The organism is Sphingomonas kyungheensis, assembly GCF_037120395.1.
Taxonomy (GTDB): Bacteria; Pseudomonadota; Alphaproteobacteria; order Sphingomonadales; family Sphingomonadaceae; genus Sphingomonas; species Sphingomonas kyungheensis.
The window spans coordinates 1-24,984 of the sequence record NZ_JBBBDM010000007.1 but is presented as its reverse complement, the minus strand read 5'-3'; the positions used below and the strand labels follow the sequence as shown (position 1 = coordinate 24,984).

At 70.0% G+C, this 24,984-nt stretch carries 27 protein-coding genes and 1 tRNA gene; 13 read left to right on the top strand and 15 right to left on the bottom strand.

Going from position 1 to position 24,984, the window contains the following annotated elements; translation table 11 throughout:
* Nucleotides 1-98: 98 nt before the first annotated feature.
* The 3 genes from V8201_RS13580 (at nucleotide 99) to V8201_RS13570 (ending at nucleotide 3,304) form a co-directional block, all read left to right on the top strand.
* Nucleotides 99-1,346, top strand: coding sequence for a putative DNA modification/repair radical SAM protein (locus V8201_RS13580; RefSeq protein ID WP_271299881.1), 1,248 nt, complete (start codon nucleotides 99-101; stop codon nucleotides 1,344-1,346).
* Nucleotides 1,347-1,409: 63 nt separating this feature from the next.
* On the top strand, nucleotides 1,410-1,895 hold the full coding sequence (locus tag V8201_RS13575) for a hemerythrin domain-containing protein (protein WP_336545625.1): 486 nt from the start codon (nucleotides 1,410-1,412) through the stop codon (nucleotides 1,893-1,895).
* Between the two features lie 8 nt (nucleotides 1,896-1,903).
* Entirely contained in the window at nucleotides 1,904-3,304 is a 1,401-nt protein-coding gene (locus V8201_RS13570; protein ID WP_336545624.1) for a UdgX family uracil-DNA binding protein, read from the top strand.
* Nucleotides 3,305-3,383: 79 nt separating this feature from the next.
* Here the strand turns inward: V8201_RS13570 and V8201_RS13565 are convergent, their stop codons facing one another.
* Nucleotides 3,384-4,178: an aldo/keto reductase gene (locus V8201_RS13565; protein ID WP_037535857.1), complete on the bottom strand. Its 795-nt coding sequence runs from the start codon at nucleotides 4,176-4,178 to the stop codon at nucleotides 3,384-3,386.
* Between the two features lie 75 nt (nucleotides 4,179-4,253).
* Here V8201_RS13565 and V8201_RS13560 point away from each other — a divergent pair, with 75 nt between their 5' ends.
* Nucleotides 4,254-4,886: a DedA family protein gene (locus V8201_RS13560; RefSeq protein ID WP_037535859.1), complete on the top strand. Its 633-nt coding sequence runs from the start codon at nucleotides 4,254-4,256 to the stop codon at nucleotides 4,884-4,886.
* Here V8201_RS13560 and V8201_RS13555 read toward each other — a convergent pair.
* The 12 genes from V8201_RS13555 to V8201_RS13500 form a co-directional block, all read right to left on the bottom strand.
* Entirely contained in the window at nucleotides 4,870-6,303 is a 1,434-nt protein-coding gene (locus V8201_RS13555; protein WP_336545623.1) for a hypothetical protein, read from the bottom strand. The two genes, V8201_RS13560 and V8201_RS13555, sit on opposite strands and share 17 nt — an antisense overlap.
* Before the next feature lie 140 nt (nucleotides 6,304-6,443).
* Entirely contained in the window at nucleotides 6,444-6,926 is a 483-nt protein-coding gene (locus tag V8201_RS13550) for a hypothetical protein (protein WP_037535862.1), read from the bottom strand.
* An 11-nt stretch (nucleotides 6,927-6,937) separates the two neighbouring features.
* On the bottom strand, nucleotides 6,938-7,501 hold the full coding sequence (locus V8201_RS13545; RefSeq protein WP_336545622.1) for a demethoxyubiquinone hydroxylase family protein: 564 nt from the start codon (nucleotides 7,499-7,501) through the stop codon (nucleotides 6,938-6,940).
* Nucleotides 7,498-7,980 carry a disulfide bond formation protein B gene (locus V8201_RS13540; RefSeq protein ID WP_336545621.1) on the bottom strand — a complete coding sequence of 161 codons (483 nt, stop codon included), beginning with the start codon at nucleotides 7,978-7,980 and terminating at the stop codon, nucleotides 7,498-7,500. The genes V8201_RS13545 and V8201_RS13540 overlap by 4 nt, the downstream gene beginning before the upstream one ends.
* A 7-nt stretch (nucleotides 7,981-7,987) precedes the next feature.
* Nucleotides 7,988-9,361: a S41 family peptidase gene (locus V8201_RS13535; protein ID WP_336545620.1), complete on the bottom strand. Its 1,374-nt coding sequence runs from the start codon at nucleotides 9,359-9,361 to the stop codon at nucleotides 7,988-7,990.
* 98 nt (nucleotides 9,362-9,459) lie between these two features.
* Nucleotides 9,460-10,632 (bottom strand): murein hydrolase activator EnvC family protein, encoded by a 1,173-nt coding sequence (locus V8201_RS13530; RefSeq protein WP_336545619.1) that lies wholly within the window; start codon nucleotides 10,630-10,632, stop codon nucleotides 9,460-9,462.
* A 6-nt stretch (nucleotides 10,633-10,638) separates the two neighbouring features.
* Nucleotides 10,639-11,061 carry a 23S rRNA (pseudouridine(1915)-N(3))-methyltransferase RlmH gene (locus V8201_RS13525; RefSeq protein WP_037535866.1) on the bottom strand — a complete coding sequence of 141 codons (423 nt, stop codon included), beginning with the start codon at nucleotides 11,059-11,061 and terminating at the stop codon, nucleotides 10,639-10,641.
* A gap of 1 nt (nucleotide 11,062) precedes the next feature.
* Nucleotides 11,063-11,476: a ribosome silencing factor gene (gene rsfS / locus V8201_RS13520; protein ID WP_505572740.1), complete on the bottom strand. Its 414-nt coding sequence runs from the start codon at nucleotides 11,474-11,476 to the stop codon at nucleotides 11,063-11,065.
* A complete protein-coding gene (locus V8201_RS13515) occupies nucleotides 11,466-12,086 on the bottom strand; it encodes a nicotinate-nucleotide adenylyltransferase (RefSeq protein WP_336545618.1) in 621 nt (206 codons plus the stop codon). The genes rsfS and V8201_RS13515 overlap by 11 nt, the downstream gene beginning before the upstream one ends.
* Nucleotides 12,083-12,364, bottom strand: coding sequence for a type II toxin-antitoxin system RelE/ParE family toxin (locus tag V8201_RS13510; RefSeq protein WP_336545617.1), 282 nt, complete (start codon nucleotides 12,362-12,364; stop codon nucleotides 12,083-12,085). Before V8201_RS13510 ends, V8201_RS13515 begins: the two co-directional genes overlap by 4 nt.
* Nucleotides 12,361-12,615, bottom strand: coding sequence for a hypothetical protein (locus V8201_RS13505; RefSeq protein WP_037535870.1), 255 nt, complete (start codon nucleotides 12,613-12,615; stop codon nucleotides 12,361-12,363). Before V8201_RS13505 ends, V8201_RS13510 begins: the two co-directional genes overlap by 4 nt.
* Nucleotides 12,616-12,666: 51 nt before the next feature.
* Nucleotides 12,667-13,929, bottom strand: coding sequence for a glutamate-5-semialdehyde dehydrogenase (locus tag V8201_RS13500; RefSeq protein WP_336545616.1), 1,263 nt, complete (start codon nucleotides 13,927-13,929; stop codon nucleotides 12,667-12,669).
* Between the two features lie 61 nt (nucleotides 13,930-13,990).
* Here V8201_RS13500 and V8201_RS13495 point away from each other — a divergent pair, with 61 nt between their 5' ends.
* Complete coding sequence (locus tag V8201_RS13495; RefSeq protein ID WP_336545615.1) at nucleotides 13,991-15,061, top strand: DUF3667 domain-containing protein; 1,071 nt, start codon at nucleotides 13,991-13,993, stop codon at nucleotides 15,059-15,061.
* A gap of 13 nt (nucleotides 15,062-15,074) precedes the next feature.
* Here the strand turns inward: V8201_RS13495 and V8201_RS13490 are convergent, their stop codons facing one another.
* Nucleotides 15,075-16,766: a class I adenylate-forming enzyme family protein gene (locus V8201_RS13490; protein ID WP_336545614.1), complete on the bottom strand. Its 1,692-nt coding sequence runs from the start codon at nucleotides 16,764-16,766 to the stop codon at nucleotides 15,075-15,077.
* A 65-nt stretch (nucleotides 16,767-16,831) separates the two neighbouring features.
* Here V8201_RS13490 and lgt point away from each other — a divergent pair, with 65 nt between their 5' ends.
* The 7 genes from lgt to V8201_RS13455 all read left to right on the top strand — a co-directional run bounded on the left by lgt (nucleotide 16,832) and on the right by V8201_RS13455 (nucleotide 24,118).
* Nucleotides 16,832-17,740: a prolipoprotein diacylglyceryl transferase gene (gene lgt, locus V8201_RS13485; RefSeq protein ID WP_336545613.1), complete on the top strand. Its 909-nt coding sequence runs from the start codon at nucleotides 16,832-16,834 to the stop codon at nucleotides 17,738-17,740.
* A gap of 110 nt (nucleotides 17,741-17,850) precedes the next feature.
* The gene (locus tag V8201_RS13480; protein ID WP_373276485.1) at nucleotides 17,851-18,930 is read left to right on the top strand and encodes a class I SAM-dependent methyltransferase; all 1,080 of its coding nucleotides are present in this window, start codon (nucleotides 17,851-17,853) and stop codon (nucleotides 18,928-18,930) included.
* Nucleotides 18,927-19,436 (top strand): GNAT family N-acetyltransferase, encoded by a 510-nt coding sequence (locus V8201_RS13475; RefSeq protein WP_081793170.1) that lies wholly within the window; start codon nucleotides 18,927-18,929, stop codon nucleotides 19,434-19,436. Before V8201_RS13480 ends, V8201_RS13475 begins: the two co-directional genes overlap by 4 nt.
* Before the next feature lie 5 nt (nucleotides 19,437-19,441).
* On the top strand, nucleotides 19,442-20,224 hold the full coding sequence (gene pgeF, locus V8201_RS13470) for a peptidoglycan editing factor PgeF (protein ID WP_336545612.1): 783 nt from the start codon (nucleotides 19,442-19,444) through the stop codon (nucleotides 20,222-20,224).
* Between the two features lie 109 nt (nucleotides 20,225-20,333).
* Nucleotides 20,334-21,659, top strand: coding sequence for a cystathionine gamma-synthase family protein (locus tag V8201_RS13465; RefSeq protein ID WP_336545611.1), 1,326 nt, complete (start codon nucleotides 20,334-20,336; stop codon nucleotides 21,657-21,659).
* Nucleotides 21,660-21,761: 102 nt separating this feature from the next.
* On the top strand, nucleotides 21,762-22,277 hold the full coding sequence (locus V8201_RS13460) for a phosphoribosyltransferase (protein WP_037535881.1): 516 nt from the start codon (nucleotides 21,762-21,764) through the stop codon (nucleotides 22,275-22,277).
* 32 nt (nucleotides 22,278-22,309) lie between these two features.
* Nucleotides 22,310-24,118: an aminopeptidase P family protein gene (locus V8201_RS13455; RefSeq protein ID WP_336545610.1), complete on the top strand. Its 1,809-nt coding sequence runs from the start codon at nucleotides 22,310-22,312 to the stop codon at nucleotides 24,116-24,118.
* Here V8201_RS13455 and V8201_RS13450 read toward each other — a convergent pair.
* On the bottom strand, nucleotides 24,115-24,255 hold the full coding sequence (locus tag V8201_RS13450) for a hypothetical protein (RefSeq protein ID WP_200870457.1): 141 nt from the start codon (nucleotides 24,253-24,255) through the stop codon (nucleotides 24,115-24,117). The two genes, V8201_RS13455 and V8201_RS13450, sit on opposite strands and share 4 nt — an antisense overlap.
* A gap of 83 nt (nucleotides 24,256-24,338) precedes the next feature.
* Here V8201_RS13450 and V8201_RS13445 point away from each other — a divergent pair.
* Nucleotides 24,339-24,413: transfer RNA gene (locus tag V8201_RS13445), tRNA-Thr, on the top strand.
* Nucleotides 24,414-24,984: the final 571 nt, after the last annotated feature.

Here is a 24,984-nt window from a genome sequence, read left to right as displayed (position 1 = left end):
TTCTGCACCGCGCGCATTGCGGTGATATTGCCCTCGATCAATATCATGTGTCCGCCGCCGACCTTGTCGCCACCCGATGCGGAACGTATATCGAACGAATGGCGCAGCTCGACACGCGGGAAAAGCTGGCGATCCTCGCCGACGCAGCGAAATATGATGCGTCCTGCGCGTCGTCCGGCACCGCCAAGCGCGACAGCCGCGACGGCAAGGGGCTGGGCTCGACCGAGGGCATGGGCATCTGCCACGCTTATGCGCCGGATGGCCGCTGCATCAGCCTGCTCAAGATCCTGCTGACCAACAGCTGCATCTTCGACTGCCATTATTGCATCAACCGCAAGAGCAGCAACGTCCGCCGCGCCCGCTTCACCGCCGACGAGGTCGTCAAGCTGACCATCGCCTTCTACAAGCGCAATTATATCGAGGGGCTGTTCCTGTCCTCGGGGATCATCAAATCCTCCGACTATACGATGGAGCAGATGGTCGAGGTGGCGCGCAGCCTGCGCGAGGATCATCACTTCCGCGGCTACATCCACCTCAAGACGATCCCCGACGCCGATCCCGAGCTGGTCCATCAGGCCGGCCTTTACGCCGATCGCGTGTCGATCAACGTCGAGCTGCCGACGGTCAGCGGCCTCAAGCGGCTCGCGCCCGAGAAGGACGGCGCGCGGATCGAGGGCGCGATGGGCGAGGTCAAGGCGTCGATCGCCGACAACGGCGACGCGCGCAGGAAGTACAAATCCGCGCCGCGCTTCGCCCCTGCCGGCCAGTCGACGCAGATGATCGTCGGCGCCGACGCCGCCACCGATGGCGAAATCGTCACCCGCGCTTCGACGCTCTATGACCGCTTCGGCCTGCGCCGCGTCTATTACAGCGCATTCAGCCCGATCCCCGATGCGAGCACGGTGCTGCCGCTGCAACGCCCGCCGCTGATGCGCGAACATCGCCTGTATCAGTCGGACTGGCTGATGCGCTTCTACGATTACAGCCCGCACGAGGTGGTCGCCGCCGCCGACGATGCGACCGGCATGCTGCCGCTCGATATCGATCCGAAGCTCGCCTGGGCGCTCAAGTTCCGCGACAGCTTCCCGGTCGACGTCAATCGCGCGCCCCGCGAGCTGCTGCTCCGCGTCCCCGGTCTGGGCGTCAAGGCGGTCAACCGGATCGTCGCCAGCCGCCGCTGGCGCCGGCTGCGGCTCGACGATGTCGCACGGCTGACGGTGAGCGTCGCCAAGGTCCGCCCGTTCATCGTCGCCGAGGATTGGCGGCCGGTGCTGCTCACCGATCGTGCCGATCTCAAGCCGCTCGTCGCGCCGAAGCGGCAGCAGCTCGAACTGTTCGCCGCCTGAGAATGATTCACAGGTGAAACGCTCCGTCGCCTCGCCGGTTGGTCGCCGCGAAGGAGACGGACGATGGCGCTGGCGCAGATTTACGCGGACCTCAAACGCGATCACGACAAGCAACGCGACATGCTGAAGCAGCTCGCCGAGATGCAGGGCGCGGGCGAGGAGCGTCAGCGGCTGTTCGAGGCGTTCCGCCTCGAGGTGCAGAGCCACGCCGCCGCCGAGGAGGAATCGCTCTACGCGACGATGCTGCGCGATCCCGAATTGCGCGACGATGCGCGCCATTCGGTGAGCGAGCACAAGGAGGTCGACGACCTGCTCGGCGAGATGGCCGACGAGGACTTCGGCTCGGATGCGTGGAGCGAGAAGTTCTTCCACATGCGCCGCCGCTATGAGCATCACATCACCGAGGAAGAGGAAGAGATGTTCCCCGCCGCCGCCGAGGAACTCGACGATTCGACCGAGGAGGAGCTCGCGACGATCTACGAAGAGCGCAAGCCCGAGGAACTGGAGATCGCCAAGTCCAACCCGCCGGGCGGCGACGAGCGGGACTGACGCGCCGCATGCGCCTCGCGACGCTGTCCGCGCCCGACGATTTCGATGCGTGGCGCGACGCGGCGCGGGGCTTCGCCGCGGCGGACGTCCCGCCCGACGACGTCGTCTGGCAGGTCGGTGCCGCGCCCGCCGACCTGTTCGCCACCACCGCGGACACGACGGTGCCGCCGCCGGTGCCGGGCACGCTGTCGGTACCGCGCGCCTTCCTCGACCTCGCGCGCAGCGTCGTCATGGCGGCGGAGCCCGAGCGGTTCGCCCTGCTCTATACCGCGCTGCACCGTCTGCGCCGCGAGCCCAAGCTGATCGAGGATCATGCCGACCCGCTGGTCCGCCGGCTGGAGGTGCTGGCCAAGAACGTCCGTCGCGATATCCACAAGATGCGCGCCTTCCTGCGCTTCCGCGAAGTCGCCGACGATGACGGCGCCAGCCGCTACGTCGCCTGGTTCGAGCCCGAGCATCATATCGTCCGTGCCAACGCCGCCTTCTTCGTCAACCGCTTCGCCAGCATGCGCTGGTCGATCCTGACGCCCGAGCTCTCGCTGCACTGGGACGGCGCGATGCTCTCCGAAGGTCCCGGTGCGGCGAAAGGCGACGCGCCCGACGGCGATCCGACCGAAGAGGTGTGGAAGACCTATTACGCCAGCATCTTCAACCCGGCGCGCGTCAAGGTCGGCGCGATGCTCAAGGAGATGCCGCGCAAATATTGGAAGAACATGCCCGAAACGGCGCTGGTCGGCCAGCTGATCGCCGGGGCGCAGGCACGGGAGAGCGGGATGATCAGCCAATCGCGCGAGGCGCCGACGATCGGCGACAATGTCGCGGCGGCCTGGGCGGCGCTGCGCGACGAGGCGGCGGCGTGCACGCGCTGCCACCTCTACAAACACGCGACGCAAACGGTGTTCGGCGAAGGGCCGGTCGATGCGGCGATGATGTTCGTCGGCGAACAGCCGGGCGATCAGGAGGACCTTGCCGGCACCCCGTTCGTCGGCCCGGCGGGACAGGTGTTCAACCGCGCCATCGCCGCCGCGGCGATCGACCGCGGGCAGGTCTATGTCACCAACGCGGTCAAGCATTTCAAGTTCGAGGCGCGCGGCAAGCGGCGCATCCACGCCAAGCCCGACACCGGCGAGATCGAGGCCTGCCGCTGGTGGATCGAACAGGAGCAGATGCTCGTCCGCCCGCAGGTGACGGTGGCGCTCGGCGCGACGGCGGCGCGCTCGCTGCTCGGCCGCACGGTGACGATCGGAAAGGAGCGCGGCCGTGCGCTGCGTCTGCCCGACGGCGGCGAGGCGTGGATCACGGTCCACCCGAGCTATCTGCTCCGCCTGCCCGATCCGGCGCAGAAGGAGGCGGAGTTCGCGCGGTTCGTCGAGGATCTCAAACTGGCGAAGGCGGCGGTGGGCGGATAAGCCCCCCTGCGGTACGGGAGGCAGGCCGCCACGCGTCGGCGCCGCGCGCTGCCACCTCCCCGTACCGGGGCGGATCGGATCACATGTCGAGCGGGTCGGGTCCCAATCGCTCGCCGGCTTCGAGCGCGTCGATCGCCGCCATCTCGTCGGCGCTCAGCGTCAGGTCGAGCGCGGCGTAATTGTCGCTCATATGGTCGTTATCCGCCGCCTTGGGGATGACCGAAAAGCCGTGCGCGAGGTGCCAGGCGAGCACCACCTGCGCCGCCGATCGCGCATGCGCTTCGGCGATGCGGACGATCTCCGCCTCGCGCAGCAGCGCGCCGCCCTGGCCGAGCGGGCTCCACGCCTGCGTCACGATATCATGCGCCTGATGATAGGCGACGAGATCGCGGCGCTGGTGGCGCGGGTGCAGCTCGATCTGGTTGAGCACGGGGGTGACGCCGGTCGCGGCGATGATCGCGTCGAGATGCTCGGGCAGGAAGTTGGACACGCCGATCGAGCGCGTCTTGCCCGCATCGCGCAACGCGATCAGCGCCTTCCACGCATCGATATAAAGGTCCTGCGCCGGCGAGGGCCAGTGGATCAGATAGAGGTCGACCGCGTCGAGCCCGAGCAGCGCGAGGCTTTCGTCGAGCGCCGCTCCGGGATCGCCCTGCCGGTCGTTCCACAATTTGGTGGTGACGAAGGCGTCGCTGCCCTGCACGCCCTCGCCGACGCCGCGTTCGTTGCCATAAATCGCCGCCGTGTCGATCAGCCGGTAGCCGAGGTCGAGCGCCTTGCGGACCGCGAGCGGCGCCTGCGGATCGGGAAGCTTCCAGGTGCCGAGCCCGAGTTGCGGGATGCTGCGGCCGTCGTTCAGGGTCAAATCGGTCATGGCGGGACGAGCGCGCGAGTCGCCCCGCCGGTTCCCCCTTCCCTTGGCCGCCCTGATCCGCCAAGCCCCGGACCCATGTTCGAAAAGATCCTGGGCGTTCTCGCCACCTTCACCATCTGGGTGATCTCGAGCGGCGGCTATGTCGGCATCGCCGTGCTGATGGCGATCGAAAGCGCGTGCATCCCGCTGCCGTCGGAGATAATCATGCCGTTCGCGGGCTATCTGGTTTCGACCGGACGGTTCGACCTGATCCTCGCCGCCACCGCGGGCGCGATCGGCTGCAACATCGGCTCGATCGTCGGCTATGAGGTCGGCAAGCGCGGCGGGCGACCGATGGCGGAGCGATGGGGCCGCTATGTGCTGATCGGGCCGGGCGAGCTCGACGCCGCCGACCGCTTCTTCGCGCGCTGGGGCAGCATGGCGGTGCTGGTCGGCCGGCTGCTGCCGGTGATCCGCAGCTTCATCGCCTTCCCCGCCGGCGTCGCCCGGATGCGGCTGCTGCCGTTCCACGTCTACACCTTCCTCGGCTCATGGCCGTGGTGCTTCGGCCTCGCCTGGGTCGGGATGACGCTGGGCGACAAGTGGAACAGCGATCCGCGCGTCAAGGCGGCGTTCCATCGCGCCGACCTGCTGATCGGTATCGTCGTGATCGCGCTGGTCGCCTTCTACATCTGGCACCGGGTGCGCGGGCTCAAGCGGCACGGCTGACGCGGCGCGCCAGCCACGCCAGCGCCGGCACCGCCAGCACCGCCCACAGCGCGAACCCGGCCCATGGACTCCAGCCGAACCATTCGCTCGGCACCGTCCGCAGCAGCCCGCGCGCAAAGGCGACGGCGACCCACTGCCCGACCGGGAAGGTGACGAGCGGCGGCGTATAGATTTCGGCCGCGGCGATCATTGCATTGACCGCGATCGACAGCGTCAGCAGCAGCGTCATCGCCAGCCGCTCGCCGCGTCCCCCCGCCCGCCACCATTCCGCCGCCAGCCCGAGCGCGAGCGGCGCCACCGCCGGGATCAGGAAGCGCGGGCCGGTGGTGTTGCCGCCGTCCCAGTACACATAGGCGGCATTGACCAGCAGCACGATCAGCGCCGTCGCGATCGCGGTGATCGCCAGAGCGCGCCGCTCCGGCCGCCGCAGCCAGGCGACGAGGCCGAGCGGCGCGAGCAGCAGCACCGGCGCGACCCAGACGAGCCCGAGCTGGAAGCTGAACAGCACCGCGCGCATCACCGTCAGCCGCGGCCAGCCCAGCCCGAACAATCCCTGATGCATCCCTTCCCAGCCGACCACGCCCGAATAGCCGACGCGGAACGGCGTGCCGAAGGCGATGATATTATACGCGGCGAGCGGCAACAGCGCGACGATCCCCGCCGCCACGGCGATGCCGGCGAGCCGCAGCCGGTCGGCACGGTCGCGCAGCTGCCACAGCGCCCACAGCCCGATCGGCACCGCGGCGAGCACCGCCTGATGCTCGACCACCACCGCCCAGCCGAGCGCCGCCCCGGCGATCGCGGCATATCGCCGCGTGCCGCTTCGCCCGCCGCTGCCGCGCCAGATCGCCCAGAAGGCCACCCCATAGCAATCGGCGACGACGGCATGGCCGAGCAGCGTGGTCGACCAGCCCCATATCGGTGTGCCGAGCGCATAGCCGAGCGCCGCGAACAGTCCGGCGGCGGCGCTGCCGGTCAGCCCCATGCCGAGGTCGAACAGCAGCACCGCGGCGAGCGCGGTCAGCACCGCCGGCCCGATCGCGACCGCGATGCGGGTGCGCAAGCGCAGATAGGTTTCGAACCCCGGTCCGCCGGGGACGGCACCGAAATCGGCGGCGCGCGTGCCGGTGACGGCATCGGCGATCCACACCGCGGGCAGCGCGGCCAGCGTCATCCCCGGCGCCTTGTCGAGATAGGCGTGACCGGCGAAGCTCGCCTTGTCGATGGTGAGCGCGGCGAATTCATCGATCGTCGCGTCGCCGTCCTCGACCAGGCTGATCGCCGCGAACAACCGCGTCGCGTTATTCGGGTTGAGCTCCCACGAGCCGAACCAGGCGCAGCTGAACCAGACCAGCGCGAACAGCAGGATGCGGACGGGGCGCATCGCGCGTCGCGCCGGTTCAGTCGTGATCGTCATCGTCGCCCCTCAACACGCCCGCCGACCCGTCGCTCGCCGTTCAGATGGCGGCGTCGGGTGCCGTGGCATGCCCGTAACCATAAACGGCCCCGGCGGTAATGGTCGAGGGCGGGTGGTCGATCACGCGACGACGTGCCGCGTCAGGGCAGCCGTGCCTCTTCCGCCTTGCGCGCCTGATTCTCCTTGCGCGCGGCGCGGGCGCTTTGCAGGAAGCAGCCGGTCTGGCCGCCGGCGCCGACGGTCGAGCAGCTGCCGGTGCTGTTGGCGCCGACGCCCGCGTCGAGCGTCCCCTGCGCGCGCGCCGCCCAGCTTTCGTTCTGCGGCGTCACCTGGAATTCGCGCAGTTCCTTGGGCACGCGATATTGCTCACGCGCGCTGCGCCGTTCGCAGACCACGATTTCCGCGCCGTCATTGTTGGTCGGGCAGCGTTCGTTGCCGTAGAGCACCAGCACGCCGTTGACCGGGGCGCGCTTGGCGACCTCGCCCGGCGTCGCGATCACCACCGGCTTGGCGGTGCCGGGGCCGGCGGGGGTCTGGGTCACCTGCGCTGCGCCGGGCCTGGCCTGTTGCGCCAGCGCCGGCATGGCGCTCGTCAGCACCGCGATGGCGACGATGATACGCATGGATGCTCCTCTCAAATCCGCTTCGCCGCGGCGATCGCCACCTTGCAGCCGAGCCGGATCAATCCGCTCAGCACCGGATAGGCGACGGCGTTTTCGGCACCGTTGGCGAGCGCATGATCGCGATGTTCGAGCTCCTCGGCCTGGAATTCGAGGATCGCGGCGGACAATTCGGGTTCGCTCGACCCGAGGTCGTCGATCTGCTGCTGGTAATGTTTGTCGATCTCGGTCTCGACCGCAGCGGTGCAGGCCATGGCGGCATTGGGACCGATCGCCGCGGTGATCGCGCCAAGCGCGAAGCCCGCCTTGTCCCAGAACGGCTGGAACAGCGTCGGCCGCACGCCGCGCTTGACGATCAGGTCGTCGAAGAAGGCACGGTGCCTCTCCTCCTGGCTCGCCATATGATGGATCGCGCGGCTGGCGGGATGGCGGTCGCCGAGCACGGCGAGTTGCCCCGCATAGATGCGGATCGCGCCGAACTCGCCCGCCTGATCGACGCGGATCATCGCCTCGGTCGGCTCGCGCCGGTCGCCGGGGCGCCAGCGGGGCGGCGGCAGGGTCGCAGTGTCGGCAGTCATCGCGCTTTCCTCATCAGCCACAGGATCACCGCCGCGCCGCCGAGCGACAGGATCGCATTGAACCCGGCGAGCGAAATGCCCGCGAACGTCCATTGCGCGACGTCGCAGCGGACCACCGGCGCCTTCATCAACGCCGCCAGCCGCGCATCGGGTCCGAGCCCGCGCAGGTCGACCGTCTGGGTGCAGGCGGTGAAGCCGTTCCACCAATGATATTCGACACCGGCATGCGCGACGCCGATCGCGCCCGACACCGCGATCAGCAGCGCCGCGATCACCACCAGCGTCCGCGCCAGCCGCGGTGCCGGCAGCAGGAAGGCGAGCAGCGCGACGACCAGCGCCGCATAATGCGGCCAGCGCTGCCAATGGCACATCTCGCACGGGTAGAGATGGCCGATGAGCTGCGATCCCCAGGCGCCGGCGAGCAGCGCCGCGGGCAGCAGCAGGGCGATCCAGCGGGCGAGACGCGCGGTGCCGGTCATCGCCCGATCACTTCGCCTTGGCGGCGGGCGTCGCCGCGGGCACCGGCAGCTTGGGCCGGGTCGCCGCGGCGACCTGCGCCGGGCCGCCGAGCCGCGCCACCGTCTTCAGCGCATAATAGAGCTGGAAATCGTCGATCCCCTGCTTCTTGAGCTGATCGGCGGTCACCGCGAAGCGCGGATCCTCCTTGGTATCCTCCTCGAGGATCTTGTTGTCGGCCTTGACCTCGTTGATCAGGTGGCGGCGCAGGTCCGCCTCGCGGAACACCGGACGCGACTTGAAGTCGGGATCGCTGAGCTGCGGCACCTTGATGTCCGGCTCGATCCCGCCCTCCTGCACGCTCCGTCCGGACGGGGTGTAGTAGCGCGCGGTGGTGAGGCGCAGCGCGGTCTGCGGGCCGAGCTGGAGCAGCGTCTGCACCGACCCCTTGCCGAAGCTGCGCTCGCCCATCACCAGCGCGCGGTGATGATCCTGCAACGCGCCGGCGACGATCTCCGAGGCGGAGGCGGTGCCGGGGTTGGTCAGCACCACCACCGGCAGGCCATGCGCGTCGTCACCGGGCTTGGCGAAGTACCGCTCGATGTCGGTCTTCTCGCGGCCGCGCTGCGAGACGATCTCGCCATGGTCGAGGAAGGCGTCGCTCACCGCGATCGCCTGGGTCAGCAGCCCGCCGCCATTGTCGCGCAGATCGACGACATAGCCGAGCGGACGATGGCCGAGGCTCTTGTCGATCGCCATGATCGCCGCGCGCGTATCGGCCCCGGTGCTTTCCGAGAAGGTGTTGATGTTGACGTAGCCGACGTCGCCGCGCACCTCCCATTTCACCGGCTTCTGGGTGATGACCTCGCGGTTCATCGTCACCTCGACCGGCTTGTCCTGACCGGGACGCACCAGAGTAAGGCTGACCTTGCTGCCCGGCTTGCCACGCATCAGCGCGACCGCCTCGTCCAGCGTCTCGCCGTAGATCAGCTTGCCGTCGATATGGGTGATATAGTCGCCCGACTTGACGCCGGCGCGATAGGCGGGCGTGTCCTCCTGCGGCGCCACCACCTTGACCGCGCCGTCCTCCATCTGGACGGTGAGGCCGAGGCCGCCGTAATTGCCCTCGGTCTGGATGCGCAGATTGTCGTAATCGAGCGCGTCGACATAGCTCGAATGCGGATCGAGGCTGGCGAGCATGCCCTGGATCGCGCCCTTGATCAGCTTCTGGTCGTCGACCTTGTCGACATAGTCCGACTTGATGCGGTTGAAGACGTCGAGGAATTGGTCGAATTCGCGATAGGTATCGGTATCGACCGCGGCCATCGCCTGTGTCGCGAGCGGAATGAGGCACAGCGAGCCAAGCAGGGCGGTCGCGGTAAGTAGCGGTAGCGGACGAGCCATCGAACATCCTGAAGGCGGAAGAGACCGCGTCCGTTTAGCCGCAATCTCCGGCGGGAGCAAAGCAGAGCGCGGCTGAACGAACGCTGACCTTCGCCGGCTCAGCCGAGCAGCGCGGCGATGTCCATCGGCCGGCCGCGGCGGCGCAGCTCGACGGTGATGCGCGCGGGTTCGCCGGGGGCGGCGCGGCCGAGCGGGGCGCCGGCGGCGAGCCGCTGACCCGCCCGCACCGCGAGCAGGCCGAGTCCGGTGACGAGGCTGGTCCAGCCGTCGCCGTGATCGATGATGACGATATCGCCATAGCCGCGGAAGCGGCGCGCATAGCGGACGACGCCGGCGGCCGGTGCGATCACCGCGGCATCGTCGGCGACCGCGAAGGTCAGGCCGCGCGCGCGGACGCCGGCGTCGGACACTTCGTCGAGCCCGGTGACCAGCCGGCCGCGGACCGGCAGCCGATAGACGCCGTGCATCCGTACCGGCGCGACGCTGCCCGGCGCGAGCGGACGCGGCACCGGCCCGGGCAGCGCGGCGAGATCGGCGGCGGTGACACGCGCCGCATCGCCCGCGCCGAGCGAGTCGACGAGGTCGCGCGCCCGTTCGCCGAGCGCCAGCGCGCGATCCGACTCGCTCAAGGCGCTGCGGCCGAGCGTCTCGCTGCGCTGGCGGTGCGCCGCGGCGAGCCGGTCGAGCGCGGTGCGATCCGCCTCCAGCCGCGCGCGCCCCTGGCGCAGCGCCGCCGCGGCCAGCGCCGCATCGCCCTGCAATGCCCGGGTCGCGCCGATCGCCTGCTGCACGCCCTGCGTCCGCGCCCGCACCACCGGCAGCGCCCCGCCGAGCACGGCGCGGACGTGGACGAGATCGGCGATCGAACCCGGCTGCGCGACGGCGACCAGGGTCGGCCGGCGCGCGAGCGACGACAGGGCGGCGAGCAGCCGCGCGACCGGCGCCTGCTGCGCCGCGAGCCGCGCCTGCTGATCGGTGAGCAGTCGCGCGACGATCGCCTGCCGCGCGCGCGCGGCGACCAGTTCGGCCTCGGCCGCCGTGACCCGCGCGGCGAGCGCCGCTTCCTCGGCGCGCGCCTTGTCGGCCGCATCGCGTTCGGCGGCGGCGTCCCGCGCGAGATCGGCCGCGCGCCGGACGGCCTGCGCCGCATCGCGCTTGGCGGCGGCGAGTCGCTGCCGCTGATCGGCGAGGCTCTGCCCCGCGGCGGGCAGGCTCAACGCGGCGAGCGCCGCCACGAACAGCGCGCGGCGGCGACGTGAGGGGCCGGTCACCCCCACTCACCCCTCCCGGTGATAGGGATGCCCGGCGAGGATCGACGTCGCCCGGAACAGTTGCTCGGCGAGCATCGCGCGGGCGAGCAGATGCGGCCAGGTCGCCCGCCCGAACGACAGCAGCAGATCGGCCTCGGCGCGCTCGGCGTCGCCGAAACCGTCCGCCGCGCCGATCAGGAAGCGCACCTCGCGCGTGCCGGTGTCGCGCCAGCGTTCCAGCCGGCGCGCGAAATCGAGCGAGCCGAGCACCTCGCCCTTCTCGTCGAGCAGGACGCGGATCGTCTGCGCCTCCAGCGCGGGCAGCTTGCCGCCGGTATCGGGCAGCTCGGTGATCCGCATCGGCCAGCCGATCCGCTTGACATATCGCGCCACCAGATCGGCCTCGGGCGAGCGGCCGATCCGGCCGCGCGCGACGATATGCAGCAGAATGTCAGGCCTCTGGCGCGGCGGCGGGCAGCGGCTTGAGCGACGACGAGACGGTATCGCCGAACTGCCACATCCGCTCCAGATTGTAGAAGGTGCGCACCTCCGGCCGGAACAGGTGGACGATCACGTCATTGGCGTCGATCAGCACCCAGTCGGCGGTCTGCAGGCCTTCGATCCGCACGGTGCGCTTGCACTCGGCCTTGATCTTCTCGGCGAGCTTGTTCGCCATCGAGGCGACCTGACGCGTCGACCGGCCGCTGGCGATGATCATATGATCGGCGATCGTCGACTTGCCGGCGAGCGGGATGGTGATCACTTCCTCGGCCTGGTCGTCTTCGAGCGACGCCATGATCAGCCGATGCAGCGCCTCGACTTCGGCGGGATCGGCGGGACGCACGGCATGGGGGTTAGTCGCCAAGGGGACTCCTGGGTTGCTGGGCCGGATGGCGCCGGTGCCAGTCGGGATCGGCCGCTCGGGCCGCGGTGGCGGAAGTCGGGTCGGGGCGGAAGCGCAACAGCACGAGTGCCGGCAATCTCCACGTCGTCCAAAGCTTCGCGTGGCTTGCGGGCCGTTGGAAGCGCCGCAGCCAACCCATGGCGACGCTCGCCCGGGCCTGATGTTCATACCCCGGACGCGCGATCACCGCAATCGGCATCGTACGCGCGATCTCGCGCCAGCCGCGCCAGCGATGGAATTGCGCCAGGTTATCCGCGCCCATCAGCCAGATGAACTCGCGCCTGGGATAGCGCCGCTGCAGCTTGCGCAGCGTATCGCGGGTGTAGCGGGTGTGCAGCCGCGCCTCGATATCGGTCGCGCGGATCGGCGCGCGGCGCGCCTGCGCCTTCGCCGAGGCGAGGCGGATCGCCAGCGGCGCCATGTCGCTCACCCCGTCCTTCAACGGGTTGCCCGGGGACACCAGCCACCAGCATTCGTCGAGGTCGAGCGCGCGAATCGCCGCCAGCGTGATCGCCCGATGCCCGCGATGCGCCGGATTGAACGAGCCGCCGAGGATGCCGGTGGGGGTCAAGAGATCATCCCGTTTTCGCGCCCGTGATGGACGCGGAGAATCTCCACACCTGCCGGCACGACGCGGTAGAGCAAGAGATAATAGGTTCCGGGGACACGCCACTTGCGCTTGTCGTCTTCCATCCGGGGCCCGGCGTATGGATGCTCGGCAAGGAAACGGGCGGCCCGCACCGCAGCGCGGCCGACATGATCGGCATGGGCGGGATCGTCCTGCGCGTAAAAGTCGTCGATGCCGGCGAGATCATCCAGCGCCCGGCGCGCCCAGATCGCGCGCCTCACTGTCGCTGGCGAGCCGCCACGCGAGCCTCGAACCAGGCTTCCACTTCTTCCTGCGTATGGACCTCGCCGCGTTCGACGCAATCGATCCCTTCCTGCACGAAGGCGCGCCAATCGACGGCATCCTGGGTAGCCCGGCGGATCGCATCGGCGGCGAATTGCGGACCGCTGATGCCGCGGGCGCGAGCGAGATCCTCCACCAGCGCCAGCGTTGCTGTGTCGAGCGGAGCGGTAATGGAGCCGGCGGCAGTCATATCCTTATCCTACGCCCGCCGATACTCGGCTTCAACCGACACCACATGTCGTCAGGACCGCACCTGCCCGCTCCCCCGCCCGACCCATTTGTAGGTCGTCAGCCCTTCGAGCGCGACCGGCCCGCGGGCGTGGAGGCGGCCGGTGGCGATGCCGATCTCAGCGCCCAGGCCGAACTCGCCGCCGTCGGCGAATTGGGTCGAGGCGTTCCACAGCACGATCGCGCTGTCGACCTCGGCAAGGAAGCGTTCGGCGACCGCGGCATCCTCGGCGACGATCGCGTCGGTGTGGTGCGAGCCGTGGCGGGCGATATGCGCCATCGCGCCCTCGACGCCGTCGACCAAGGCAACCGAGGCTATCGCGTCGAGATATTCGGTGTCCCAGTCCGCCGCGTCCGCCGGTATGACGATCTCGCCGATCGAGGCCTCGAGCGGATCGCCGCGCACCTCGCACCCCGCCTCCTGCAACGCCTCGACCAGATCGACCGGCGCGGCGAAGGCGCGGTCGATCAGCAGCGTCTCCATCGCGCCGCAGATGCCGGTGCGGCGCATCTTGGCGTTGACGACGATCGCCCGCGCCATCGCCGGATCGGCGGAGGCGTCGACATAGACGTGGTTGATGCCGTCGAGATGCGCGAGCACCGGCACGCGCGCCTCGGCCTGGACGCGCGCGACGAGGCTCTTGCCGCCGCGCGGCACGACGAGGTCGATCGCCCCCTCGGCGGCGAGCATCGCGCCGACCGCGGCGCGATCGGTGGTCGGCACCAGTTGCACCGCATCGCCCGGCAGGCCGGCGGCGGCGAAGCCGGCGGCGAGCGCCGCCGCGATCGCGCGATTGCTGTGCGCCGCTTCGGACCCGCCGCGCAGGATCGCGGCATTGCCCGCCATCACGCACAAAGCCGCGGCATCGGCGGTAACGTTGGGGCGCGATTCGTAGATGATGCCGATCACGCCGATCGGCACGCGGACGCGACTGAGCTGCAATCCGTTGGGGCGCGCGCTGCGATCGATCGTCATGCCGACCGGATCGGCGAGCGCCGCCACCGCCGCCACGCCATCCGCCGTCGCCGCGACGCGCGCCGCATCGAGCCGCAACCGGTCGAGCAACGCGCCCGACAGGCCACGCGCCGCGCCCGCCGCCATGTCGCGGGCATTGGCGGCGAGGATCGCCGGCGCCGCCTCGCGCAGCGCGGCGGCAGCGGCTTGGAGCCCGGCGGCCTTGCGCAGGGTCGGCAGGCGGGCGAGCGCCGCGGCGGCGATTCGCGCGCGGCGGCCCATGTCGGCGATCAATTCGGTCGGATTGTCTGCGTCAGCCATGGCGTTCGTTACCATCAACTGCCCTCTCGCGCCACGATCGCACTCTTGCTAGGTCGAAGCCATGTCGGGGGATATCGCAGCAGCCACGGATCTGATCACCGGTGCGCTCACCGCGCGCGCGGTCGAGCCGCATGCCGGCGAGGCGCAGGCGTCGCACGGCGGCGGCCTCTGCCTCAATTGCGGCACGCGGCTGATCGGCGCGCATTGCCATGCCTGCGGGCAGAGCGGCCACGTCCATCGCACCGTCGGCGCGATCGGGCATGAGATCGCGCACGGCGTCTTCCATTTCGAAGGCAAGATCTGGCGGACGCTGCCGATGCTGGTGTGGCGGCCGGGCGAGCTGACCCGCCGCTACGTCGCGGGCGAGCGCGCGCGCTTCGTCTCGCCGCTCGCGCTGTTCCTGTTCACCGTCTTCCTGATGTTCGCGACGATCAGCGCGCTCGGCGGCGACATCGCCGGGCTGGTCACCGCGGATCGCGCGGACGGGACGACGATCGGCATCGCCCGCAGTGCCGACAAGGCGGAGCGCGGTCTGACCAAGGCGCAGGCCGAACGCGATCGCCTGGTCGCCGCGGGCCGGCCGACGGCGGAGATCGATTCGCAGATCACCGCGCTGCGCACGACGGTCACGGCGCTGCGCCGTGCGCAGGCGCCGGCGGACGGCGAGGGGCGGTTCGGCCTCGACGAGGTCCGCACCGGCTGGGCCAAGCTCGACCACGGCCTCGCCAAGGCGGACAAGAACCCCGGCCTCGCGCTCTACAAGCTGCAATCGAGCGCCTACAAATATAGCTGGCTGCTGATCCCGATCTCGACGCCGTTCGTCGCGTTGCTGTTCCTGTGGCGGCGGCGGTTCGGGCTGTACGACCATGCCATCTTCGTCACCTACAGCCTCGCCTTCATGATGCTGATGGTGATCGCGCTGATGCTGCTCGGCGTCGCCGGGGTGGCGAGCGGGTGGATCGTGCTCGCGGTGTTCGCGCTGCCGCCGCTGCACATGTTCCGCCAGCTGCGCGGCGCCTATTCGCTGCGCCGCATCTCCGCCGCCTGGCGGACCGCGGCGCTGCTGGTCTTCGCCTGGGCGGCGCTGCTGTCGTTCGTCGCGCTGCTGCTGATCCACGGCCTGACCGACTGAGCCGCGCGCGCGGCTAGGCCGCCGCCAGCGCCCGATAAGTGGCGCGCAGGGCGACCTTGTCGATCTTCTCCGTGCCCAGCCGCGGCAGGGGCGCATCGGCGATCCAGATGCGCACCGGCACCTTGAACGCGGCGATATGCTCGCCCAGAAAGGCCTGCAGCGCGCCCGCGTCGAGCGTCTCGCCGTCGCGCGGGTGGACGACCGCACCCGGCACCTCGTCGAAGCGCGCATCGGGCAGGCCGAACACCGCCGCCTCGGCGACGCCGGGATGCGCGTAGAGCGCCGCCTCGACCTCCTGGCAGGAGATATTCTCGCCGCCGCGGATGATGATGTCCTTCTTGCGGTCGACGATGAACAGATAGCCCTCGGCATCGAGATAGCCGATGTCGCCGGTGCGGAAATAGCCGTCCGCGGTCATGCAGGCGGCGGTCGCCTCGGGCTGGTTCCAATAGCCGAGGAAGTTGCAGATCGAGCGGATCGCCACCTCGCCGCGTGCGCCCTGCGGCACCGGCGCGCCCGCATCGTCGAGGATGGCGAGATCGACCAGCGGCGGCGAGGCGCGGCCAGCGCTGTTCGGCTTGGCGAGATAATTGCCGCGCCAATTGCCCGTGCCGACCGCATTGGTCTCGGTCAGGCCATAGCCGATCAGCGGCGCGCCGCCGCCCCCCGCCCCCATCTCCTCGGCGATGCGGCGGACATGTTCGACCGGGCGCGGCGCGCCGCCCGCGGCGAAGTCGGTGACGGTCGACAGATCGTAGCGGTGGCGATCGGGATGGGTGAGCATCTCGAAGCTCATCAGCGGCACGCCGACGAAATAGCTGATCCGCTCCGCCGCGATCAGCCGCATCGCCTCGCCCGCGTCCCACTTCGGCATCAGCACCAGCTTGCGGCCCATCGCGAAGCTCTGCAGCAGCACCGGCACCTCGGCGGTGACGTGGAACAGCGGCAGCGTCAGCAGCGTCGAGGGCTGTTCGGTCGGCGCATTGCCGTCCTGCGCGGCGATCGACAGCATCGTCAGCGCCTGGGCAAGATAGTTGAACACGCCCTGCACCACCGCGCGATGATCGCACAGCGCGCCCTTCGACCGGCCGGTCGAGCCCGAGGTGAACAGGATGGTCGCATGATCCTCGCCCGCCAGCGCCGGCAAGGCGGCATCGGCGGCGCGATCGAGCAGCGGCGCCAGCGCCTCGGCGAGCGGCAGCGTGTCGTCGAGCACCACCACCGGCACCTCCGCGCCATCGAGCCGGCGGGCGCGCGGCGCATCGGCGAAGACGAGCGCGCAGCCGACCTCGTCGATCGCCGCGACCAGCTCCTCCGCCTGCCACCAGCCGTTGAGCAAGGTCGCGACGCCGCCCGCCATGGTGATCGCCATGTAGAGCGCGATCCAGCTCGGCGAGTTGCGCATCGCGATGCCGACACGGTCGCCGCGTGCGATGCGATGGCCCGCGACCAGCGCCCGCGCCGCCGCCGCGGCGAGCGCATACACCTCGGCGAAGGTCAGCCGCTCGGGCCCGGACACGAGGAAGGTCTTGTCGGCATGTTCCTGACAATAATGCGCATAATAGGCCGGCAGAGCGGGCGGCGCGGCGGCGATCATCGGATAGCTGCGGCCGCCCCGCTCGACGGTGGTCAGCGGCAGCATCGCCCCCGGCCCGGTCAGCGCGGCGATGGTCGCGTCCATACGCTCGTCGAGCAGCGTCCTCATATCTCTCTCCGCTTGGTCTTGTGCCTTTGCGCCACTATGCAGGCGGCAAACCCTGGGGGAAAGCCTTGATCCTGCCGTCGCTCGCCGCCGCCGTTCCCGCTGCCCTGCCGGCCGCGGGCGGCCATATCCGTTTCGCCGATCTGGGGCTGCACCCGGACGTCTTCTCGATCGGCTTCTTCACGCTGCGCTGGTACAGCCTCGCCTATATCGCCGGCATCCTGGTCGGCTGGTGGTATCTGCTGAAGCTGCTCGCCCAGCCGGGTGCGCCGATGGCGCGGCGGCATGCCGACGATCTCGTCTTCTATACGACGCTCGGCATCATCCTCGGCGGGCGGATCGGCTATGTGCTGTTCTACGCGCCCGAGATGATCCTCCACCCGATCCGCATCCTGCGGCTGTGGGACGGCGGCATGAGCTTCCACGGCGGCGTGATCGGCACGTCGATCGGGATCATCCTGTTCGCGCGCAAGCACAAGCTCGACTGGCTGCGGGTGCACGATTACATCGCCTGCGTCGTGCCGTTCGGGCTGTTCTTCGGCCGGCTCGCCAATTTCGTGAACGGCGAATTGTGGGGCAAGCCCGCCGACGTGCCCTGGGCGATCGTGTTCGAGCGCACCGTGCCGTTCGACGTGCCCGAGCCGGCGCGCCACCCCAGCCAGCTCTACGAGGCGGGGCTGGAGGGAATCGTGCTGTTCGCGATCCTGTGGTTCGCCTTCTGGCGGACCAAGGCGCGCTATCAGCCGGGCAAGCTCGTCGGCCTGTTCGTGCTCGGCTACGGCATCGCGCGCTTCATCGTCGAATTCTTCCGCGAACCCGATGCGCAGTTCCGCGGATCGTGGGTCGAGGCAACCGGCATCCACATGGGCCAGTGGCTGTGCCTGCCGATGATCGCCGGCGGCCTCTACCTGGTGCTGACCGCGCCCGGCCGACGCACGCGGGTGGAGCCGATCGCGGGGACGGAGAGCGTGGCCTAGGAAGGGTTTCGCTCGTCATCCCGCCGTCCCTTTCATCATCGCGGCCTGCGCCGGGATGATGAAATGAGGTCGAATGATCGGCCAAGGGCTCGGGGCGCAGCATACGCCCCTTGCGCGCTGCGACCCATGGCGGCATCCCCCGGCGCGTGACCGAAGCCTCCCTTCCCGATCGTCTCGCGCGCGCCATCACGCTGGGCGGGCCGATCCCGGTGTCGCAGTTCATGGCGGCGGCGAATGCGCATTATTACGCCACCCGCGATCCGTTCGGCACGAGCGGCGACTTCATCACCGCGCCCGAGATCAGCCAGATGTTCGGCGAGCTGATCGGCCTGTGGTGCGCCGATCTGTGGGATCGCGCCGGACGCCCCGAGGTCGCCTGGGTCGAGCTCGGGCCGGGCCGCGGCACGCTCGCTGCCGACGCATTGCGCGCGATGGCCAAGGCGGGGCTGACCCCCGACGTGCATTTCGTCGAGACGAGCCCGCTGCTCCGCGCCGCGCAGGCCGAGCGCGTCCCCGCCGCGCACTGGCATGACGGCGTCGACACCGTGCCCGACGACCGCGCGCTGATCGTCGTCGCCAACGAATTCTTCGACGCGCTGCCGATCCGCCAGCTCGTCCGCCGCGGCGAGGGCTGGCACGAACGGCTCGTCGCCTGCCAGGACACGCTGTTCCTGCCGATCGCGGGCAAGCCGGTGCCGATCGCCGTGCTGCCCGAGCCGCTGCGCGACGCGCCGGCCGGATCGATGCTGGAGATCTCGCCGGCGAGCGTCACGGTGATGCAGGCGCTTGCGACCCGCCTCACCGCGCAGGGCGGCGCGCTGCTCGCGATCGACTATGGCCACGAAGGCCCGCTGCTCGGCGAGACGTTGCAGGCGGTGCGCGGCCACGGCTTCGCCAATCCGTTCGAGACGCCCGGCGAGGTCGATCTGTCGGCGCACGTCGATTTCACCACGCTCGCCGCGGCGGCGCAGGCGGCGGGTGCGGTCGCCTGGGGGCCGGTGACGCAGCGCGACCTGCTTGGTCAGCTCGGCATCGACGGCCGCGCCACCGCGCTTGCCCGCCATGCGCCGGAACGGGGACAGGCGATCGTCGCCGACCGGGCGCGGCTGATGGGCGAGATGGGAACCCTGTTCAAGGCGCTGGCGGTGACGCACCGCGACTGGCCGACCCCGGCGGCGTTCGGCGCATGACGGTGATGCTGCGCACCCCCGATGTCGCCGATGCGGAGACGATCGCGACGCTGATGGCGGATTGCTTCACCGCGACCTTCGGTCCGCTCTACGCCCCCGCCGATCTCGCCAGCTTCCTCGACGGGCTGACGATCGAACGCTGGCGCAGCGAGCTGGCCGATCCCGCCTTCGCCTTCCTGCTCGCCGAACGCGACGGCGCGGCGCTCGGCTTCGCCAAGCTGGGGCCGCAGTCGCTGCCGGTCGAGCCGGCCGGCGCGATGATCGAGCTGCGCCAATTGTACCTCCGCGCGGCGGCGCAGGGCAGCGGCCTTGCCGCGCGGATGATGGACTGGGTGATCGTCACCGCGCGGGCACGCGGCGCGGGCGAGCTGTTCCTGTCGGTCTATGTCGACAATGCGCGCGCGCGTCGCTTCTACGAACGCTATGGCTTCGAACGGATCGGGCGGTACGACTTCATGGTCGGCCATCATCGCGACGAGGACGATCTGATGCGGCTGGCGTTGTGAGCGAGATGACCGACGGGACCGACGGGCCGGATATCCAGGTGATCCGTGCCGCGCGTCTCGGCGACGTGCCGCACGGATTCCTCGGCCGGCGCGGCGGCGTGTCGGCCGGCCTCGTCGCCGGGCTCAACTGCGGCCTCGGCTCGGCCGATGATCCCGCCGCGATCGCCGAGAACCGCCGCCGCGCCGGCGCCGCGGTGCTGCCAGGTGCGGCGCTGGTCGGGCTTTACCAGATCCATTCCGCCGAGGCGGTGATCGTCGACGCGCCCTATGCCGACGAGGCGCGGCCGCGCGCCGATGCGCTGGTCACCGATCGACCGGGGCTGCTGCTCGGCATCCTCACCGCCGATTGCGCGCCGGTGCTGTTCGCCGATCGCACCGCCGGCGTCGTCGCCGCCGCGCATGCCGGCTGGAAGGGCGCGATCGGCGGCGTCACCGATGCGACGCTCGCCGCGATGGAGCGGCTCGGCGCGCGGCGCGAGCAGATCGTCGCCGCGATCGGCCCGTGCATCGCCCGCGCCTCCTACGAGGTCGACGCCGGCTTCCTCGCCACCTTCACCGCGGCCGATGCTGCCAACGAGCGCTTCTTCACCGACGGGCGCGCTGGCCGTTACCAGTTCGACCTCGAAGCCTATGTCGCGCACCGGCTCGCCACGGCGGGGGTGTCGCGGATCGAGGCAATGGGGCTCGACACCTATGCCGACGCCGACCGCTTCTACAGCTTCCGCCGCGCGACGCATCGCGGCGAGGCGGATTACGGGCGTCAGCTCAGCGTCATCGGGGTGGGGTAAGGTTGCCCGGAGCAGGGATGGCACCGCCAGCCCCTCGCCGCCGCCAATCGCAAACTGGTGTCATCCGTTACGATCCGCGGCTATGCTCCTCTCCATCAAGGAGAAGACCATGCCCGACGAAGCAGAACTGACCGGCGCCGGCAGCACCCAGAGCCCGGCCGCGAGCGATATCGGCGTCGAGAAGATCGGCGATCGCAAGCTCAAGCCCGCGACGATGATGATGGGCCACGGCTTCGACCCGGCGCTGTCCGAAGGCGCGCTCAAACCGCCGATCTTCCTCACCTCGACCTTCGTCTTCCCCAATGCGGCGGCAGGCAAGCGCCATTTCGAGGGCGTCACCGGCAAGCGGCCGGGCGGCGCCGACGGGCTCGTCTACTCGCGCTTTAACGGCCCCAATCAGGAGATCCTCGAGGACCGGCTCGGCATCTGGGAAGAAGCGGAGGATGCGCTCGCCTTCTCGAGCGGCATGTCGGCGATCGCCACCCTGTTCCTGGCGATGACCAAGCCGGGCGACACGATCGTTCATTCGGGCCCGCTCTACGCCGCGACCGAGACGCTGATCGGCCGCATCCTCGGCAAATTCGGGGTGAAATGGCTCGACTTCCCCGCCGGCGCGAGCCGTGAGGAGATCGACGCGGTGCTGACCGAGGCGCGGACCGGCAACGTCGCGCTGATCTATCTCGAAAGCCCCGCCAATCCGACCAACGCGCTGGTCGATATCGAGGCGGTGGCGGCAAGCCGCGACGCGATCTTCGCCGATGCCGACGAGAAGCCGCCGATCGCGATCGACAACACCTTCCTCGGCCCGCTCTGGCAGCAGCCGCTGCGCCACGGCGCCGACATCGTCGTCTACAGCCTGACCAAATATGCCGGCGGCCACAGCGACCTCGTCGCCGGCGGGGTGCTCGGCAGCAAGGCGCACATCAACACGATCCGTGCGATGCGCAACACGATCGGTACGATCTGCGACCCGCATACCGCGTGGATGCTGCTGCGCAGCCTCGAGACGCTGGAATTGCGGATGAGCCGCGCCGGCGAGAATGCGGTCAAGGTCTGCGCCTTCCTGCGGGATCACCCCAAGGTCGAGCGCGTCGGCTATCTCGGCTTCCTGCCCGACACGCCGGGGATGGAGCGGCAGGCGGACATCTATCGCCGCCATTGCACCGGCGCGGGCTCGACCTTCTCGCTGCTCGTCAAGGGCGGCGAGGCGGAGGCGTTCCGCTTCCTCGACGCGCTGCGCATCGCCAAGCTCGCCGTGTCGCTCGGCGGGACGGAGACGCTGGCCAGCCATCCGGCGGCGATGACGCATCTGTCGGTGCCCGAGGCGCGCAAGGCGGCGCTGGGGATCACCGACAATCTGGTCCGCATCTCGATCGGCGTCGAGGATGCCGACGATCTGATCGCCGATTTCGATCAGGCGCTCGCCGCGATCTGAGTCGGCGCGCCTTGCCCCGCGGGGCCGATCGCACGATGATAGGCGGATGATCCCGTTCGCTTATCATCCGTGCGGCCGGCCCTCGCCCGAGGCGGGGCGCTGATGCCGGTCTATACGTCGATCCCGAACGACGCGTTCGTCGCCGCGGTGCACATTCTCGCCACGGCGATCCGCGACGGCGGCTGGGCGCCCGATCATCTGATCGGCATCGGCCGCGGCGGACTCGTCCCCGCGGTCTATCTCAGCCACGCGCTCGGGCTGCCGACGCTGTCGGTCGATTATTCGAGCCAGGTCGAGGCGTTCGCCGCCGCCCCGCTCGCCCGCCTTGCCGAACGGACGCGCGACGGCGCGCGGCTGCTGTTCGTCGACGATATCAACGATACCGGCGGCACGATCGCGCAGATCCGCGCCACACTCGCCGCGGCTGGCGCGGTGCCGGAACGGGTGCGCTTCGCGACGCTGATCGACAATGTCCGCTCCGCCGAGCGGGTCGATTATGCCGCGCGCACGATCGACCGGGAGCAGACCAAGGACTGGTTCGTCTTCCCATGGGAGGCGGTGGCCCCGGCGCAGGCGATCGCCGCCGATGCCGCCGCGGTGCCCGAACGCACCGCCTGACCCGCGACGATCCCCCAGCGACGGAATATCCGATGACCGACACCTCCGCCCGCCTCGCCGCGCTGCGCGACGAACTCGCCCGCCAGCGCCTCGACGGCTTCATCGTGCCGCTGACCGACGAGCATATGAGCGAATATGTCGGCGGCTATGCGCAGCGGCTCGGCTGGCTGACCGGTTTCGGCGGCTCGGCGGGCAGCGCGGTGGTGCTCGCCGATCGCGCGGCGATCTTCACCGACGGCCGCTACACGCTGCAGGTCCGCGAGCAGGTCGACGGCGCGCATTGGGAGTATGTCGGCGTGCCCGAGACGAGCATCGCCGGCTGGCTCGCCGGGGCGGTGCGCGAGGGCCAGCGTATCGGCTACGATCCCTGGCTGCACACGCGCGGCTTCGTCGCCGAGACGGCGGCGGCGCTCGCCGATCGCGGTGCGACGCTGGTCGCGGTCGACGCCAATCCGATCGATCGCGTCTGGCACGACCGCCCCGCCCCCTCGCCCGCGCCGGTCACCGTCCATGCCGATGCCTATGCGGGTGAATCCTCCGCCGCCAAGCGCGCCGGCATCGCCGACTGGCTGGCGAGCCAGCGCGCCGATGCGGTGGTGCTGACCGCGCTCGATTCGATCGCCTGGGCGCTCAACGTCCGCGGCGGCGACGTCGCGCATACGCCGGTCGCGCTCGCCTATGCGATCGTCGCGCGCGACGGCACCACCGACCTGTTCGTCGCCCCGGACAAGCTCGACGATGCGGTGCGCCAGCACCTCGGCAATGCGGTGCGCGTCCACGACCGCGCCGCCTTCGCCGCAGCGCTCGGCGGCTTCCAGGGTCGCCGCGTCGCCGCCGACCCGGACCGGGCGGTGGCGGCGATCTTCGCCGCGCTCGACCAGGGCGGCGCGACCGTGCTGGCGCTGCGCGACCCGGTCGTCCTCGCCAAGGCGCGCAAGAACCCGGTCGAGATCGCCGGCCATCGCGCCGCCTCGATCCGCGACGGGGCGGCGCTGACCCGCTTCCTGCGCTGGGCTGAGGACGCCTGTGCCGCGGGTGGCGAGACCGAACTCTCCGCCGCCGCCAAATTGCTCGCCTTCCGCGAGGAGACCGGCTGCCTGCTCGACTCCTCGTTCGACACCATCTCGGCGACCGGCGCGCATGGCGCGAGCCCGCATTACCACGTCACGCCCGAATCGAACGCGCCGATCCGCGCGGGCGAGCTGTTCCTGATCGATTCGGGCGGCCAGTATCGCGACGGCACCACCGACGTGACCCGCGTCATCCCGGTCGGCGCGCCGACCGACGAGATGCGCGACCGCTTCACCCGCGTGCTCAAGGGCCATATCGCCATCGCCACCGCGATCTTCCCGGACGGCACCTGCGGCGCGCAGATCGACGGCTTCGCACGGCGGCCGCTGTGGGAGGCGGGGCTCGATTTCGGCCATGGCACCGGCCACGGCGTCGGCAGCTTCCTGTCGGTGCACGAGGGGCCGCAGCGGATCGCCGCGCCCAATTATCCCGGCGGCGCATCGCTCGAGCCGCTGCGCGCCGGCATGATGCTGTCGAACGAGCCGGGTTATTACAAGCCGGGCGCCTACGGCATCCGCATCGAGAATCTGCTGCTCACCGTGCCGGTGGCGGTGGCGGGCGGCGATCCCGATCGCGCGATGCTCGGCTTCGAGACGCTGACCTTCGCGCCGATCGAGCGCGGGCTGATCGACGCGACGCTGCTCACCCCGGCCGAGCGCGACTGGCTCGACGCCTATCATCGCGACGTGCTGGCACGGATCCGCCCCGCGCTCGACCCCGCGACGCGCGACTGGCTCGCCGCGAAATGCGCGCCGATCGCCGCGGGTTAATCGGGTCTGGCAGGCGCCGCGGGCGGCTCGCGCGGCGGATCGTCCGCGGCGGCGGCGCGCGCCTGCGCCTTGCGCCGGTGGAGGTTGGCACGCAATTGCGCGGCGAGCCGCTGCGCCCGTTCGTCGTGATCCGCCATCGCTTCTGCCTAGCCGCGACGACAAGCGCTTGACAATGTGTTCCGGAACGTCTCTAGGCGCACCTCGCCCGAACGGGTCGAGTGCTGCCGTAGCTCAGTGGTAGAGCGCATCCTTGGTAAGGCTGAGGTCGTGAGTTCAATCCTCACCGGCAGCACCATTTCTCAATGACTTAGCCCTCGTGGCTGGGTTGGAAAACTGACGGGTCAGAACGGGGTCACAACCGCGGTTCGTTGGTCACCCGGTAGAAAATCGGCAGGGCGTTCCCTGCGTCAGGCGGCTCACCGCCGATATCTCTACATTCCTCGTCAGGCTCGAGCGGATTTGCCGTTCCTCCTATGAGCCAAAGGGCCGTTCAAGGTCGCGTCGCCTATGGCCGGCGAATCGGTCCTTGTCGGCACATCGAACGCCCCATGGGCGATGAAAGCTTCAACGACTGTCCGCCCGAGCGGCGACTCCAATCTCAAGGGCGGCGGGGTGGAATGACGTCGTGCGGTTCTGCCGCGTTCTCGCGAGAGGCCCCAAGCGAGACTATCCAAATCCAGATTCCACTGGGTCATGCCGAAGCCGATGACGAGCGATACCTGATCCACCAAGAGGCTTCTCCAAGCATCGGCGACGGCGTCAGCTGCCTCCCGGGCGACGAGCCCTGAAGTGACGTGACCCCTGTCTTTCATCCAGCTGCGACCAGAGACCGACGGGTGTTGTCGCGCATGAGCGCAGGTGAAGCA